This is a genomic window from Aliiglaciecola aliphaticivorans (assembly GCF_054782055.1).
The window spans coordinates 1-13,145 of sequence record NZ_BAAGTF010000027.1 but is presented as its reverse complement, the minus strand read 5'-3'; the positions used below and the strand labels follow the sequence as shown (position 1 = coordinate 13,145).

Genomic DNA, 13,145 nt, shown 5'->3' with positions numbered 1-13,145 from the left:
CTTATAATGCCTGATATTGTTCGATCCCTTGCTCAAGATCGTTGTAAAACGTTAATTCACCTTTGTGCAGCACAATAGCGCTATCACAAAACTGTCTAATTTCATCCATTTCATGGCTGACCATAATGACATTTGCTTTTTCACTTCGCTCCAAAAGGGCCTCTTTGGCTTTTCGTCTAAATTTAGCATCGCCAACCGATGTAACCTCATCAATCAGATATACATCGAAGTCGATGGCAATAGAGCAAGCAAATGCCAATCTGGGCTTCATACCGCTGGAATAAGATCTTACGGGTAAATCAAATTTTTTGCCTAATTCAGCAAAGGCTCGCACTCGTTGTTCATACTTGTCTAAGTCAGCAATACCATTCACCTTACCGATAAACCTAGTATTCTCCCGGCCCGTCATTTGTTGGTGAATGCCAGTGGTTAAGGCAACTGGCCAAGACAGGCTTAAGTCAGTAATGATTCTTCCCTTATTCGGATATTCACTGCCGGCAAGCAGCCTAAACAATGTCGATTTACCTGCTCCATTTGAACCCAAGATGCCAATATTATGACCTGCTGGAATATCGAAAGTGACATTCCGAAAAATATACTGATGACCTAATCTAGATGGATAATATTTGGTGATATTTTCTAGGCAGATCATCTACTTATAGCCTGTTTCCATGAAACGTGATAAACAGCTAAAGACATAAATGCAGAAATCAAGACTACTTTTGCTATAAACCCTAAGCTTACGCCTTCATGTCCGTAAGTAGTGTGCACTGAATATCGCGTTAATTCGATGGCGTGAAGTATTGGATTCCAATTTAAGAAGTGCCAATATTCTCTAGGAAAATCTTGTAGCGAGAAAAAAACGCCAGATACAAAAAATAGAGGCCTCGTCAGCAGTTCTCTTACTTTGCCAATTTCTTTAACGAAAAGCTCTGCAATACCAAATAAAAGCCCTAATGAAACAGCAAGAATCGACAACAGGAAGAAACAAACTAAAAACAAAAGTGGATCGGATATGTGTAAATCCATCCCCATGAAATACATGATGATGATTATGCCAATTATTACAAATATCTTAATTAAAAACTGAAATAAAGCACTGGCAAAAACAGCACTAATTGGCTGCACCTGCCGAAATGCAAACAGCGCTTTGTTTTTACTGATTGATCGAGCCGAACTTCCCAATGTTTGTAAAAAGCTTTGAATAAGTAAGATACCAATAGCCATAAAGGTAAAAGTGGGAATAGTATGAGTTTCACCTCCGGCCAGTCTTCCTCTGAGAAAAGACAGTACAAAAATAAAAATAATTGGATTTAAAACCGCCCAACTCAAACCAAACTTATCATTAAACCCCGTGCGAATTTCGCGGGCAAAAAGGGCAAATATGACGTCTCGCCATATTTCCCATTTGTTGCGTTTAATAACTGTTGTCATGAATTACGCTTGCTAGTGCAATTAGCTTGCAGCATTGGCTGCTACAGCAATTTGATAGATGATTTGGGTGACATCTTTGATGGATTGCATGATCTTCGCATCCACTTTTGGCAGTACCAGAATTTGATCGCCGGCTTCTAATGTGGCGTTTTCATCATCGGTATACCAGTGTTGGCCAGCATCAGATGACACAAAGCTAGTGATGCCATTGGCGTGCACAATGGCTATGCGGTCATCGTCGGCTCGCTCGCTAAATCCACCGGCCCATGCAATGTAGTCAGATACCGTCGCTTCAGGGTTGTATACCACCGCTTGGGGCATCAATACTTCTCCAGCAATTTGAATGAGGTCGGTTTGTGCCGGGATAACAATTTCATCCCCTTGTTCTAGGCGAATATTGGCCACTTTGCCATTTTCAGAGACGATCACTTTGCCAAGGGGTTGGATTTGTCTGGCACGGGCAATAAACTGTGAAACTAACTGGGCTTCTTGAGCACGAATTGACGCTTCGCCGCTGCTTGAAGCTGGGGCCGTAAACAAACTGCGTTCTAGGCGATCTAAGGATTCGTTGATCAGCATTTTTTGCTGTTCCATCACGCTTTCACGTTTAACGTAAATCGAACCATAGTTGGCTTGTTCCGGGTCAATCTCAATATAGCTTAGGAGGTCGAGTAAACGAGTATCTTTTTCCACCGCGTAATATGACGGTCCTTCATAACTACCCGAGATTTGGACGCTGATCACTTGCGGTCTAATGTCATCATTAAACAAAACCGTATCGCCATCAGCCATGGTGAATTGATCGAATTCATTCACTGGCAAATAAACTGAAATTGGGCCAGATTCACGATTACCGGTAATGGCCACATGGCTGGTTTTTGATAGGGGTCGCGCGTAGTTCATCAAGGCAGTGCCAGAACGTTTAGTGCTTTCCAGTTCAAATCTGAACGGATATCTAGCGGCACCTTCAACGTTAACCATGGCCCCCTGCTCCCCCACAAAAATCACGTCTTCATCTTTAAAGGAGAACGCGGGTAATTTGCCGAGTTTGAGGAAGTCGTATAAATCGTAGCTTAGTACTTTTTCGCCTTTACGCATGACCGTAATGTTGCGATAACTGCCGCGATGGGGGTCAATTCCACCGGCTCGTTTAAGATAAAAAAGCACTGAATCTGAGGCTAAACCGGCATATTGGCCAGGTCTTAATACTGGCCCTGCCACAAACACACTCACGGGTGTTGCAGTAAGCAAGTTAACATACACACTCACATTATTGGTGTATATGGATTTAATCCCTTGGGTGACGACTGAGTTCACTCGATTAGCTGGCACATCTTGAACTTTAATCGGGCCAATATCGGGAATAAAAATATTACCTTGGTTATCCACGGTTACCACTTCTGAGCTGTTTACCGTTCCCCACATTTGAATGGCAATTTTGTCACCTGGGGCAACCAAGTAAGAAGAATTTAGGCCATCGCTACGTTCAGTTTCGAACCCGCCTTTAAAGAGGTTGGCGCCATAAGGTGGTGGCAATCCTTCTTCACCTGCAGGCATAGGGCCGGCCTCAGAAGGCAAGTTAACACTCCCGCCTCTGCCTGTGCTATTGCCGCCCGATTGAATATACTGTGACAGGTCAACGCGCTGACTTTGACTCGCTTGTTGCGCTTGTTGAAGCTGTTCTTGAGTGGGGGCTTGTTGCGCGAAAACAGAGCTGGCAAACAAAACACTTGTAATAACAAATATGCACTTCACTATGCTGGCTGATACAAAACGATTAGACAGTACCATTATTGATTACCTCCAGTTGCAGCTTCACTATAACTGGCTAATACAGGGCTAACAGCATACCAATCACCTGAGTTGGCTTGACAATAAACACGTTGGCCATCACTCACAAAATGGGCCTTGCGACAGGTTTTGCCACTTGCAGCAAAAAAAGTTTTTCCTAGCACCGCTGGCTTACCATTAATTTGAACCTGTTTAGACAAAGAAGACTGAGACAATATAGCTTGCAGTGCAGTAGACACAGGCACAGCGTCTGAAACAAATTCATGTTCAACCAATGCGCGACTTGCCACAGGTTGATCAATAGACGTACAGCCTTGAAGAAGGATGCTCAGTAAAAAGAAACTACTCAGTTTTTTCATAAAATATTTTTAGCTTTTGTTCACAACAGTTCATACTAACCCGTCACCCTGATTTTGCAAAGAATGGGTTTGCGAAGTTACCCTAAAAGGAAGGGCAACCCGTTGGTTGCCCTTAATGCTTTTCTAGGACGCTATTTTTCGTTTACCTCTAATAAAGCGTAAAATAGTCCAGATATTTTGAATCACGAAGCTGTATACAATCAGCGACACCATGAACCCCCAGAACATAATATATTCCGGTACTTGGTAGAGTTCGCATAAAATGCCAACCGCTGCGTAACACAATCCCATGAGCAGAATTGCCGCCAATGAACGACGAGAAGAGAAGCCTGCTCGCATAAATATATTGTGTAGATGTTGACGATCAGGTTTAAGTACTGACTGACCTTTTTTAGCTCGTCTGTACATAATGGCTGCCATGTCCATTAGTGGCAAACCAATAATCCACACGGCGGTCATTGGCCGCATTGCCGCTTCTGGGCCTTGGGTAAAGTCAACCATCAACCAAACAATCGTCAGGCCAACAAACATACTGCCACTGTCACCCATGAAAATTTTATTTCCCTTGAACCCTTTCCAGCTCAAGTTAAAGGCCATAAAGGGGACAATGGCTGCGATCACCATCATAGGTGCCATAATGGCGTTACCATTATTCGAGATCAACAACAGGAAGACCACAGCGAGCAGCACAATTAAGCTCATACCGCCGGCTAGCCCATCAATGCCGTCAATCATATTAAATGCGTTGATCACACCCACCACACAAATGAGAGTGAAGAAGTAGCCGAACAGGCCAAAGGATGTTTCACCAAAGCCAAATATATCACCTAACGAGGTAATATAGTTTTGTGCAGCCCAGGCCATAATTGCCGCCACCCCAAATTGACACATCAGTCGCCCTTTGGCGCTTAGGTCGAACTTGTCGTCGAGCATACCCAGCAAAATGATGAAGAAGGATGCAGTAAAAAATAAAGAACCGTTTTTAAACCAAACATCAGTGAGAATGCTAGTGATCAACACTGCACCAAAAATGGCCACACCACCGGTAAGCGGTACCATCCCATTGTGCTGTTTTCTGGCACTGGGATGATCAACCAAACCAAGTTGGTGAGCAAAGGGAGTCATGACGATCAACAAAATTACTGCGACAAAAAATGCAGTAAAAAGTGGAACAAACTCCAAATAGGCAAACATATATGACACGATTCCTTGTTAATTCGTTAATGCTGCAGAAGCAATAATCGAGCCTGTATGCAGCAAGGCGTTCCAGCAAAATAGGTGGTTTCATCTAGAATCAAGTTATACCCTCTTGATATTTATGAGAAAAACGTATTTTTCTTAGTATTCCCACTAATTAGCTAACGCCGCTAATTCTAAAATTCGCGGCGATGATAACAAATATCAATCAATGAAAACCAGTAAAATCGTGTTACTAAATGCAATCGGCTTATTAACCGTTCGTATAATATACAGGAAAAACAATTACCCATCAAAGAACTGTATGTTTTTCGCAACACGGAGAAAAACAACCACCAATCTGTTTGTTTTTTAAGCGAAAAATTTTCGCGTAGTTTTGACTGCCCTGAAAATGAATCCCTGCACCAATTCCGATGCACTAGTCATGTGCAACATTGCTGTTAATTTAGGGCAAAAATGAGGTGTTTAAGTCGGGAACGCCTGTGCGATCCTGTTGCAACAGCAAAATCCGCCTTACAATTTGCGCAAATAAAGTACAATAAAAAGGTCGAATCTTGTTTTCAGGCAAGAGCTCTAGTATAAACAACGAGTTTACTAGTTTTCTTCTCGTTCATTTGATGCAGATAATCAATCGAATAATGAGACAAACAACAATAATTAAAATAAAGCAGTTCACACTTTTTTAGCGGTTTTACGCTCGTGTTGAACTCACCTAAAGGCAGCAACAATGAATTCAAAAACACCTGATTTTTTTGGTCACCCTGGTGGCCTGCAAACGCTCTTTTATACTGAAATGTGGGAACGAATGAGCTACTACGGCATGCGTGCTTTGTTAGTTTTATTCATGACCGCCAGTATTCAAGAAGAAGGAATGGCGATAACAGTAGCCTCTGCTACTGCAATATATGGATTGTACACAGGTGCAGTTTATTTCATGGGGTTACCCGGCGGCTGGATAGCAGACCGTCTGATTGGTAGCCAAAAAGCGGTGTGGTATGGCGGTATTGTGATCATGTGTGGTCACATCGTCTTGGCCATTCCCGCAAGCTGGAGTTTCTTCATTGGTCTGATATTGGTGGTAATAGGCACAGGCCTGTTAAAACCGAATGTTGGTATTCTGGTTGGACAACTGTACTCCCCTGAAGATCAAAGACGTGATGCTGGTTACACCATTTATTATATGGGAATTAACTTAGGCTCATTAATTGGTTATTTCGTGTGTGGCTGGCTGCAAGTGAATGCCGGTTACCATTATGCCTTCGGCGCAGCGGCTGTAGGTATGGCAATAGGTCTACTTCAATATCGTGCCACCATAGGCAGGCTTGGCGGCGTTGGTGCTGAACCTTTGCTTAAAATGACCCCGTCTGGCGAAAAGAAAAGTTGGACAGTGATAGTGGCATTTTTGGTGGGCATTGCCGTGCTAACCTTCGCCATGATGACAGGCATGTTAAGTATTGACCCTGTCACCCTAGCTCAGTATGTTGCAGTTGCCATTACTGTGGTGTTTTTAGCCTACTATGCGGGTATTTATGCCTTTGGGAATTTATCTTCCGATGAGAAACGTACCTTAGGCGCCTTGTTTGTGGTGTGTTTGGCGTCGATATTTTTCTGGTCGGGTTTCGAACAAGCTGGCTCGTCGTTAAACCTATTTGGCCGTGACTACACGGAACGTATGATAGGTTCCTTCGAAATTCCCCCCGCTTGGTTCCAATCAGCCAACTCATTCTTCATTATCACCTTGTCACCTTTCTTTGCAGCCCTTTGGGTAAACCTCGGTAAACGCATGATAACCCCCTCCTATGGCATTAAATGTGCCATTGGTTTGGTAATTATGGCTACCGGCTTTATCGTGATGTTCTTCGCAGCACAAATTGCGGCAAGTGGTTTGAAAGCCGCGCCTTACTTTTTAGTTGCCACTTACTTCTTACATACTGTTGGTGAGCTTTGTTTAAGCCCCGTTGCCTTGGCTGCGGTGAGTAAATTGTCGCCTAAACGTTTTGCAGGTCAAATGATGGGCGTGTTTGTACTTACTTACTCAATTGGTAATGTGACTGCTGGTTTATTAGCGGGCGGACTCGATCCTGACAACTTAAGTGATATGCCGAACCTGTTTTGGGGAATAGGACAAATTACAGTGGCCGCGGCCCTGGTTGTTGGTCTGTTAACCTTGAAAACACGTAAATGGGAAAAACTGGCAGAGAAGAAAAGTTTTAACCATGAAGAAGAGCAACCTACTATTTTGTAATGGTTGAAAATCGTGTTTTAAACTAGATGAAAACATCTCGTCAGTTTTAAGCACTCAGATTTATTTTTAAAGTAGTATGAAGCCTCGAAATAAAAATCCTATTTCGGGGCTTTTTTGATCTAAATTGTTTGTATAATGCGCGTATATTATTTGAATATCTCAAGGTAGTACTTTTGAAATTTTATTTTTCAACCCGTCAAATACCCCAATTGAAAAATTTGAGTATTGACGAGCGTTTCACCAGAATACGAGCTGCTGAAAGTAAACTCACTGCGCCTGAAAAGCTGCTAGTGAACGTTATTAAATTATTGATTATGGTGCCTGTGTTTGTCTTTGTTTTAAGGACGTTTCAAGATTGGTCATCATTATTATGGGCGGGACTGATAATCTTAGCTTATCCACTGATTTTGAAACCCTTTCAATACAGTTTATGTGCGAAATATTTAAAACAACCTGTTGACACAAATACAAAGGAATAATATGTCTACAATACTCGTTACAGGCGGCGCTGGTTATATTGGTAGCCACACAGTTTTACAATTATTGGAAAATGGTGATCAGGTCATAGTGCTTGATAATTTGTGCAACTCTTCACCTGAGTCTTTAAAAAGAGTGTCTGAATTAACAGGTAAAGAAATTGGCTTTGTAGAAGGAGATATTCAAGATCCCACCATTCTAGAAAAGGTATTTAGGGAAAATAAGGTTGATTCGGTTATCCATTTCGCGGGGTTAAAAGCCGTGGGTGAATCCGTTGAAAAGCCGCTACTTTATTATCGTAATAATGTTTACGGCACATTGAATTTATGTGAAGTCATGGCGAAGCACAATGTGAAAAATATTGTGTTTAGTTCATCTGCCACGGTTTACGGTGACCCGACTACCCTGCCACTCCATGAAAACCTGCCAACCGGACAACCAACCAATCCTTATGGCCAATCGAAGCTCATGGTGGAGTTGGTATTACAAGACTTGTTTAAATCAGATAACAGTTGGAATATCGCTATTTTGCGCTATTTCAATCCAGCAGGCGCCCATCCATCAGGCAGAATTGGTGAAGATCCCAATGGTATTCCCAATAACTTGATGCCGTTTATCACCCAAGTGGCGACCAAAAAGCGTGAAGCCTTGTCTGTATTTGGTGATGATTACGACACCCCAGACGGTACAGGTGTGCGCGATTATATTCATGTGGAAGATTTAGCCAATGGTCATTTAAAAGCCTTGGAAAAACTCTCACAAAATGTAGGATTGGTCACTTACAACCTGGGAACAGGCCAAGGATATAGTGTTTTAGATATGGTCAAAGAGTTCGAAAAACAAAGCGGCCAGTCAATCCCGTATAATATAGTCCCCAGACGCAGCGGCGACGTAGCAGCTTGTTATGCGGATCCAAAATTAGCCAAACAAGAGCTGAATTGGAGCGCGGAAAAAGGCTTAGCAGAAATGTGCCGCGACTCATGGAACTGGCAATCCAACAACCCCAACGGCTATAAATAAATTCCCCTGTAGCATGGCCTTTAGGCCATGGGATGCTACGCCGTGGAATTTTAAGGGATAACCCACCCTGTAGCATGGCCTTTAGGCCATGGGGATGCTACGCCATGGAATTTTAAGGGATAAACCACCCCGTAGCATGGTCTTTAGGCCATGGGGATGCTACGCCATGGGATGCTACGCCATGGGATTCTACGCCATGGTCTTCGGCCACATTCCCTCGGGGCTAAAGCCACCGACTACAGGGTTACCCAAGTGGATTTATACCCCCCTGTAGCATGGCCTTCAGGCCATGGGGGTCTTCGGCCACATTCCCTCGGGGCTAAAGCCGCCGACTACAGGGTTACCCAGTGGATTTATACCCCTCTGTAGCATGGCCTTCAGGCCATGAGATGCTACGCAATGGGATGCTACGCCATGGTCTTCGGCCATATTCCCTCGGGGCTAAAGCCGCCGACTACAGGCACCTTTGCCTTAAAAACAAAAACGTCAGCTTAAGCTGACGTTTTTTATGGACTAAAAATGATGTTTTAAACAGTCACGTTTGCCGCTTGTGGGCCTTTTTGGCCTTGCTCGATATCGAAGGTTACTTGCTGGCCTTCGTCTAGTGTTTTGTAACCATCAGAAGCGATAGCACGAAAATGTACAAACACATCTGATCCGCCATTATCTGGAGTGATAAAGCCGAACCCTTTTTCTGCGTTGAACCATTTAACAATTCCAGTAGATTTGGACATAGTCTTTTCCTAATTTTTGTCAATAAATAGCGCATGCACGCCTGTTTAGCTGTGTAGAACGATGGAAATAATGCATGTTACTAACAGAAATTATTCAAAACGAACTGGTAAAACAGATGTAAAAATATTCTTAAGTAAAATGTAATTCACGTTTATGTTACACGCTGATTATTAGGTTAACAGATAATTTTGAGGTGTGCATAAAATTCACGTTTTATACGACTAAAAGCTTATAAAATCAGTTCGTTAACCTAATCGTTTTGCACAACCTAGTGAGCGATGCTACCCATTGTTTATGACTCTAACATGACATCCAAATTAAATATTTTGGTCGCTTTTTCAGCAATGACTATCACAGCGCACATCCAAAATAAGCGACTCCTAACCAAGTCGCTTATACCTTGTACCTGCTTTTAATGGCCCTTTTATTTAGGTGCAGCGCGACATATTCTAGTTATCAAAAAACGAATCCTATAAAATTCAATTAAGATCCTAAGTCAGAAAGTATTGACTCTGCATTTAAACAAGTCATAGTGATTTTCAATCACAATCCGCATGCCATGAATTTTAGCATGTTACAGGTTCAACAATTTAGATTGCATCCTGTTCAGCAAACTGGCAGTGACCCAATTGTCAACACGGCTTCAACCGAAAAGTTTGGGTTTAATGTGCCAGAATTAACAGTCGAAGTATTCGTTCGATAAATCTTTCGAACAAGAAATAGAAGGAAATAAGATGTTAGTGCAATTAACCCCGCTTCAATGCCGCGTAATTGGAGTACTACTGGAAAAAGAAGTCACCACACCTGACCAATATCCCCTATCAATTAATAGCTTAACCTTAGGTTGCAATCAAAAAAGCAATCGTGATCCGGTAATGAATCTAACCGAAATTGAAGTACAGCAAGCACTTGATGAGCTAAAGGAGCTCAAGCAAATCAATGAGCATACAGGCTTTGGTAGTCGAGTGGTAAAGTATCAGCATCGTTTTTGTAATACTGAATTTGGCGATTTAAAGCTCAGTCGCCAACAGTTCGCAATTGTTTGTGTACTGCTTTTACGCGGCCCTCAGACTGCAGGTGAACTGCGAAGCCGCACCAATCGCCTTGCAGAATTTAAAAATGTAGACGAAGTAGAAGAAAACCTCGAATACATGAAAACCCTCAATGGTGAATGCTTGGTCACCAAGCTCCCCAGAGAGCCCGGCAAACGAGAATCAAGATACATGCATTTGTTTTCCGGAGAACCTGATCTCAGCGAGTTTGAAACGCCACGGGAAAGCGCACCATCATCGGTGCCGCAAAATTCGTTATCCCAAAGAGTCGATTCGTTAGAAGCCGAAATCGCCGAATTAAAAGAGCAATTCAAACAATTTAAACAAGAACTAGGCATGTAGGCGGGTGCTTTAGCCCCGAGCGCCCGCGCCAGTCATTACCGCGAAAAAATTCATGGCCTAACATCTCATGGCCTAACATCTCATGGCCTAAAGACCATGCTACGGTTTGGCGATAACCAATTTGTTATTTATACGCTCTAATCGTTTGGGGATAGGCAATGGTGCCACCTGCAGGCCAAAAGATGATTGCAAGAATGTATCTACGTCGACCTTTTTCTCCTCGTCAAATCCGTTGTACAAATCAATCACTCGTTGGAATTTCCATTGATGGAACGGCATAATTGCACGTTTTTCGGTGATCCCACCAATACTAAATTGCTGAAATCCGATACTCCGTGGCATGCTATCAACCTTGGGGTTTTCCACTATCCATTGCTGTATCTTTTCCACACTTTGGGTAAGCACTGGCCAAAATTCCTCGAAAATTCTCGACATTAGAGGAATTAAAGTCTCAGGTATTTGATCATTTTCGAGCCAATTACCAGCACTTTCAGGGGAATTTTGCAGCCGTTCAATCCATTTAACCAAATGCGGGGCTTTTTCTCTAATTATTGCGCCAGGCGCTGGATCTCGATAAAGATGTGCGTAAAGGGGGCCATATAATCCAAAGTCCCCTGCACAAGGTCTGCCACCTAATAAAAAGTCATGGGTAGCAAAATGCGTATCTAATTCTACTAAAACGTGATTTTCGAACCAATCTTCAATCGCCGGAATTGTTTTTTCCGTAATCCCTAAAACAGGCACAAACCCTTTAAATCTGCTCGCTAATTTTTTACCAAAAAACCTGCGTACAAATGCGGGCATATTTGGTGCAGCTACTCGGCCAAACTCTTCATAAATGAACGGGTAGTTATTTTTATTCCACCGATAATGCATAGCTGGAATGAGTAACCACTCATCACCCCATAACTGGAATATTTCTGATACTAAGTGTTGTTTTGCGGTGGCGGGATAGATACTTGATTCAACGAAACGTTGCTCTAAATCGTCAATAATTTGCACAGTATCCTGGATAAATTCACCCTCAGGCGTTTCAACCACAGGGATGAACCGGACCCCAGTTTTGGGTTGTATAATGGATTTATACACCTTGACTGAAGAAAACACCTCTCGAAATGGAATTTGTTTGTAGGTTAAATAAGCTCTAGCCTTTCCCGTATAAAGTGACATTTGAGCGCCATACAAGGTAAACATTTTAGACATAATTAACTACTTATTGTTGTTTAGAAAGTGAACCAAAGCCGTTATCATTTCAGCATGTTGCGGATTTGCTTTGGGAACTTTACAAGCTTCAGATGCATCGACAGCAGAAGTATCATATTGCATATCAATCAGTTGTGACTCACTTACCACTAGATCTGCATGGCAAACCTGGTAACTGCTATCAATAAAAAATGTCTCACTGGGTCCGGCATTTTGTTTTATAAGATCTTTGACACCTTTAATGGGAGTGGTGGAATCAGCCTCTGAATGTGCCGAAAAAATGGGTAAATTCAACTTGTTACCATTAGCCAATTTATCTCTTACGTCAAAAATGATTTCAGTTAACATAAACGCAGAGTGCCGAGACACTTCTGGATATTTATACGGATTGGGGCCTTGGGTTTCATAACTCCAATCAAGCAGTTTTGCCAAAGATTTAATCCCCCAGATCCCTGCCATTCCTTCAACAGATTCATCCAGTGCTAGCGCACCGGAAAATAGCAGTAGTCCTTTTTGCTGATCGGGATGAGTCAACACATGTTGCGTTGATAACGCACCACCGGTAGAAAATCCACCAATATAAACATTGGGACTTAAGGTGTGAGCATAAGCCATTACTTCATCTACATGGGCAGTCCAGCGTTTTGCTAGCTTCCCATCCTCCATATCATCATCTGCATCTAATTTGCCGTGTCCAGGCAATAACGGCACAATCACGGTATACCCAAGTTGATGTAATTCAGGCGCAATAGACCGGAAAAAGAAAGGAGAATCGCTAAGCCCATGAAATAACACCACTGTTGTATCTGTGGGTTGATTGTGATGATAAACATAGGGCGCATTTCCGTCATTTTTAAGGGCAGAAGAGCAGACAACATAAACAGATGGTTCACTATTTTGGCAATCCGATGTTTCCCCAAGCTCCGTGTTATAGAAAGCTTGAAAAGGAACTAGCCAATCAGGCGATTGCGCATAGGAAATATGGTTAAAAAATAGAGAGAGTACGAAGACAGATATGGATAATTTTGACATTGCAATGAGCCATGAAAACAGGAGTTAAAATACTATAAACAGCCCCTTCCCGCATTGCTACGTTTTTTTAAAGTTATCTGTAGTCGGTGGCTTCAGCCCCGAGGCCGTCAGAAAAAAGCCATGGCCTAAAGACTGAGGGATCCCCACAAATAAAGAAGATAAGTGCCTGTAATTGCGTTATTTTGTTTCTACCAAAAAATAAAAAAACACCAAAACAGGCACCTAAGATGACATTATTGAATATCCAAGAGTTTGACG

Annotated in this window: 14 protein-coding genes; 5 read left to right on the top strand and 9 right to left on the bottom strand. The window is 42.5% G+C overall.

The genetic code is table 11. From position 1 onward, the window contains the following. Position 1 precedes the first annotated feature (1 nt). From ACYVIL_RS14620 to wecA, 5 genes are all read right to left on the bottom strand, one after another. The gene (locus ACYVIL_RS14620; RefSeq protein WP_460313086.1) at positions 2–652 is read right to left on the bottom strand and encodes an ABC transporter ATP-binding protein; all 651 of its coding nucleotides are present in this window, start codon (positions 650–652) and stop codon (positions 2–4) included. Then, the gene (locus tag ACYVIL_RS14615) at positions 649–1,434 is read right to left on the bottom strand and encodes an ABC transporter permease (protein WP_460313084.1); all 786 of its coding nucleotides are present in this window, start codon (positions 1,432–1,434) and stop codon (positions 649–651) included. Before ACYVIL_RS14615 ends, ACYVIL_RS14620 begins: the two co-directional genes overlap by 4 nt. Before the next feature lie 21 nt (positions 1,435–1,455). Then, positions 1,456–3,225, bottom strand: a complete 1,770-nt coding sequence (locus ACYVIL_RS14610; RefSeq protein WP_460313082.1) for a polysaccharide biosynthesis/export family protein — start codon at positions 3,223–3,225, stop codon at positions 1,456–1,458. Then, positions 3,225–3,584: a DVU3141 family protein gene (locus ACYVIL_RS14605; RefSeq protein ID WP_460313080.1), complete on the bottom strand. Its 360-nt coding sequence runs from the start codon at positions 3,582–3,584 to the stop codon at positions 3,225–3,227. The genes ACYVIL_RS14610 and ACYVIL_RS14605 overlap by 1 nt, the downstream gene beginning before the upstream one ends. 123 nt (positions 3,585–3,707) lie before the next feature. Next, positions 3,708–4,778: a UDP-N-acetylglucosamine--undecaprenyl-phosphate N-acetylglucosaminephosphotransferase gene (wecA, locus tag ACYVIL_RS14600; protein WP_303470694.1), complete on the bottom strand. Its 1,071-nt coding sequence runs from the start codon at positions 4,776–4,778 to the stop codon at positions 3,708–3,710. A 730-nt stretch (positions 4,779–5,508) separates the two neighbouring features. Between wecA and ACYVIL_RS14595 the strand changes: the two genes are divergently transcribed. The 3 genes from ACYVIL_RS14595 to galE all read left to right on the top strand — a co-directional run bounded on the left by ACYVIL_RS14595 (position 5,509) and on the right by galE (position 8,523). Beyond that, entirely contained in the window at positions 5,509–7,026 is a 1,518-nt protein-coding gene (locus tag ACYVIL_RS14595; protein WP_303470696.1) for a peptide MFS transporter, read from the top strand. A 128-nt stretch (positions 7,027–7,154) separates the two neighbouring features. Next, on the top strand, positions 7,155–7,505 hold the full coding sequence (locus tag ACYVIL_RS14590; protein ID WP_460313077.1) for a DUF6170 family protein: 351 nt from the start codon (positions 7,155–7,157) through the stop codon (positions 7,503–7,505). Position 7,506: 1 nt separating this feature from the next. Beyond that, positions 7,507–8,523, top strand: a complete 1,017-nt coding sequence (gene galE, locus ACYVIL_RS14585) for a UDP-glucose 4-epimerase GalE (RefSeq protein ID WP_460313075.1) — start codon at positions 7,507–7,509, stop codon at positions 8,521–8,523. Positions 8,524–9,050: 527 nt separating this feature from the next. Here galE and cspE read toward each other — a convergent pair. Next, positions 9,051–9,257: a transcription antiterminator/RNA stability regulator CspE gene (gene cspE / locus ACYVIL_RS14580; RefSeq protein ID WP_303470701.1), complete on the bottom strand. Its 207-nt coding sequence runs from the start codon at positions 9,255–9,257 to the stop codon at positions 9,051–9,053. A 506-nt stretch (positions 9,258–9,763) separates the two neighbouring features. Here cspE and ACYVIL_RS14575 point away from each other — a divergent pair. Together ACYVIL_RS14575 and ACYVIL_RS14570 are read left to right on the top strand one after the other, a co-directional pair. Continuing rightward, entirely contained in the window at positions 9,764–9,961 is a 198-nt protein-coding gene (locus ACYVIL_RS14575) for an alpha-1,6-glucosidase domain-containing protein (RefSeq protein ID WP_460313127.1), read from the top strand. A gap of 31 nt (positions 9,962–9,992) precedes the next feature. Then, positions 9,993–10,652: a YceH family protein gene (locus ACYVIL_RS14570; protein ID WP_460313073.1), complete on the top strand. Its 660-nt coding sequence runs from the start codon at positions 9,993–9,995 to the stop codon at positions 10,650–10,652. A 99-nt stretch (positions 10,653–10,751) separates the two neighbouring features. On the opposite strand, the gene ACYVIL_RS14565 is transcribed toward ACYVIL_RS14570, so the two are convergent. The 3 genes from ACYVIL_RS14565 to ACYVIL_RS14555 form a co-directional block, all read right to left on the bottom strand. After that, complete coding sequence (locus ACYVIL_RS14565; RefSeq protein ID WP_303470704.1) at positions 10,752–11,855, bottom strand: glutathione S-transferase family protein; 1,104 nt, start codon at positions 11,853–11,855, stop codon at positions 10,752–10,754. 6 nt (positions 11,856–11,861) lie between these two features. After that, positions 11,862–12,887 carry an alpha/beta hydrolase gene (locus ACYVIL_RS14560; protein ID WP_460313070.1) on the bottom strand — a complete coding sequence of 342 codons (1,026 nt, stop codon included), beginning with the start codon at positions 12,885–12,887 and terminating at the stop codon, positions 11,862–11,864. A 73-nt stretch (positions 12,888–12,960) separates the two neighbouring features. Then, positions 12,961–13,145: hypothetical protein (locus ACYVIL_RS14555; RefSeq protein WP_460313068.1), on the bottom strand; the 185-nt coding region annotated here is incomplete at its 5' end.

Coding starts and splice junctions, on each gene's coding strand:
- wecA (WP_303470694.1), bottom strand. CDS start 4,778: ATGTTTGCCTATTTGGAGTTTGTTCCACTTTTTACTGCATTTTTTGTC.
- ACYVIL_RS14565 (WP_303470704.1), bottom strand. CDS start 11,855: ATGTCTAAAATGTTTACCTTGTATGGCGCTCAAATGTCACTTTATACG.
- ACYVIL_RS14570 (WP_460313073.1), top strand. CDS start 9,993: ATGTTAGTGCAATTAACCCCGCTTCAATGCCGCGTAATTGGAGTACTA.
- galE (WP_460313075.1), top strand. CDS start 7,507: ATGTCTACAATACTCGTTACAGGCGGCGCTGGTTATATTGGTAGCCAC.
- ACYVIL_RS14595 (WP_303470696.1), top strand. CDS start 5,509: ATGAATTCAAAAACACCTGATTTTTTTGGTCACCCTGGTGGCCTGCAA.
- ACYVIL_RS14605 (WP_460313080.1), bottom strand. CDS start 3,584: ATGAAAAAACTGAGTAGTTTCTTTTTACTGAGCATCCTTCTTCAAGGC.
- ACYVIL_RS14610 (WP_460313082.1), bottom strand. CDS start 3,225: ATGGTACTGTCTAATCGTTTTGTATCAGCCAGCATAGTGAAGTGCATA.
- ACYVIL_RS14560 (WP_460313070.1), bottom strand. CDS start 12,887: ATGTCAAAATTATCCATATCTGTCTTCGTACTCTCTCTATTTTTTAAC.
- cspE (WP_303470701.1), bottom strand. CDS start 9,257: ATGTCCAAATCTACTGGAATTGTTAAATGGTTCAACGCAGAAAAAGGG.
- ACYVIL_RS14620 (WP_460313086.1), bottom strand. CDS start 652: ATGATCTGCCTAGAAAATATCACCAAATATTATCCATCTAGATTAGGT.
- ACYVIL_RS14615 (WP_460313084.1), bottom strand. CDS start 1,434: ATGACAACAGTTATTAAACGCAACAAATGGGAAATATGGCGAGACGTC.